At 69.9% G+C, this 1,973-nt stretch carries 2 protein-coding genes; both read left to right on the forward strand.

Going from position 1 to position 1,973, the window contains the following annotated elements; translation table 11 throughout:
* A partial coding sequence (locus ABTZ58_RS40025) for an STAS domain-containing protein (protein ID WP_351368434.1) occupies window positions 1–245 on the forward strand: 245 nt, incomplete at its 5' end.
* 953 nt (window positions 246–1,198) lie between these two features.
* The gene (locus tag ABTZ58_RS40030) at window positions 1,199–1,768 is read left to right on the forward strand and encodes a hypothetical protein (protein ID WP_351368437.1); all 570 of its coding nucleotides are present in this window, start codon (window positions 1,199–1,201) and stop codon (window positions 1,766–1,768) included.
* Window positions 1,769–1,973 lie beyond the last annotated feature (205 nt).

A 1,973-nucleotide genomic window follows, 5' to 3' on the forward strand; every position in this document is an offset into this window, starting at 1 on the left:
CCGAGGTTCTGCTGCCCTCCGGCGGGGCAACGCCGCTACGGATCGTGGCGGACCTCAGCGGCGTGACCTTCCTCGACTCCAGCGGCATCAACGTCTTCGTCGCCGCCCACCAGCACGCGGCAGGTACGCAAGGGTGGGTGCGCATCGCCAGCGCCCAGCCATCCGTTCTGCGCGTCCTGCAGCTCGTCGGCCTCGACACGCTCATCCCCTGCCACCCCACCACCCAGCAGGCCCTGGCCTCCTGACCGCTCCGCTCGTCGAATCGCAGCCTTCGCTGGGCCACTGCACCGCCACGTCCAGCCCACGGCCCACCGCCTCCGGCAGGGCTTGCCCCCGTGCCCAGGTGAACCGGGTTCCTGCGGCCGTGTGCACAACCCGCCCACGCCACCCCGCGCGGAATCAGCTACCGCGGCGCCGTAGAGCGCAAGCTCCGCGCCGTGCCACCCGTCACCATCGCGCCACTGGTGTACCCGGCACAGGGAGCCGGCAGTCAACGCGTGGCCGCGCGGTCGGCGACAGACCGAAGCCGGCGCCGACGTACTGGTGGCGGGCCCCCGCGCCCGACCATGCGCGGCCGGTCGACGGCATCGACTACGACCAGGTCGTGCGGGTGCTCTCAGCGCAGTTCTCCTCGTAATCCCACGCAGGGTGGCCGGTCGGAAGAACGTGGCGGCGCTTCGCTGCTGCATGCCGTCGTCGAAGTGGCCCAGGCCACCACAGGCCCCGAACGCTTGGCCGTGCCAGACTCGGTGCTTAACACACGCCTCAGCCACCTGTCCACGTGGCTGCTGTTCGTCCTGGATGGCATCGCATCCACAGCGGCCTCCACGCCCCACGCCCGCCGGGTACGGGGGAACGGCCTCATCACTGTGGAGATGCGCCACGGGAGTGGAGAATGGTGTCCAAATTCCCCGCCCTTCGTTGCCCTGGTGAGGTACGTCCCACGCTGCCCGTGCCTCGGGGCCCTGGACGCCGTCACATTCACCAGGGCCCCTCCCGCACAAGAGCTGACACGCCGCTGGCGCCGACACAGGCCTCCGCCCTGAGGGACGCACCGGGGATGCGAAGCACCTTCTGCCCGATGTCACTCATACGGCCTGCCCTGATGGCAGGCCCTACAGAGTCCGACGAGGGTGGGATGGGCTGCGCCGTCCACGTCGGCCAAGCCCTTCCAATCGATCCGAAGGAGCTCCAGGCCATGTCTGAACGCAACACCGTCATCCGCAGCCTCCATGATCTTGGTCTGGCCGCCTGGTTCGGAGGCTCGTTGATGGGGGCCGTCGGCCTCAACGGGGCGGCACAGGGCGAAGGCGGCACGCAAGCGAGCCGTGACCGGATCTCTTCGTCGGGCTGGGCGAAGTGGGCGCCGGTCAACGCCGCGGCGATCGGGGCCCACCTGTTCGGTGGCGGCGGACTGCTCGCCGTGAACGCGCACCGGGTCGCCACCCAGCAGGGCGTGGGCGCCTCCACTGCGGCCAAGACCGTCATCACCGCCGCGGCTTTGGCCGCCACCGCCTACGCCCGCGTCCTGGGTAAAAAGGTGGAGCTGGCCTCCTCCCCCGACCCCGCTGACGCCGAGAAGGCGGAGCAGCACCCGATCGACCTCGACAAGGCGCGGCGGCAGCTGGCCACTGTCCAGTGGGCGGTGCCGGCCCTGACCGGATGCCTGGTCGCGCTCAACGCTCTGCACGGTGAACAACAGCGCCCAACCGAGCAGATTCCCGGCATGGTGGAGCGGGCCCGCTCCACCACCCACCTCGTGCCATGAGGGGTCCTGTGACTCGCGTGGGGTGAGGGCACCAGGGAGGGTCACAGCAAATCGGGTAGCCGGACGCCCCCGAGTCGTGAACAGGAGCTTTCCATGTCTGCACACGCGCGTACCGCCCGTCGGACAGCGGTCCAGCAGGCCGCCCTGATCGTCGGGGTGATCTTCCTCCTGGTCGGTGTTCTCGGCTTCATCCCGGGCGTCACCA

It is taken from the genome of Streptomyces sp. NPDC094143 (assembly GCF_040303825.1).
Taxonomy (GTDB): Bacteria; Actinomycetota; Actinomycetes; order Streptomycetales; family Streptomycetaceae; genus Streptomyces.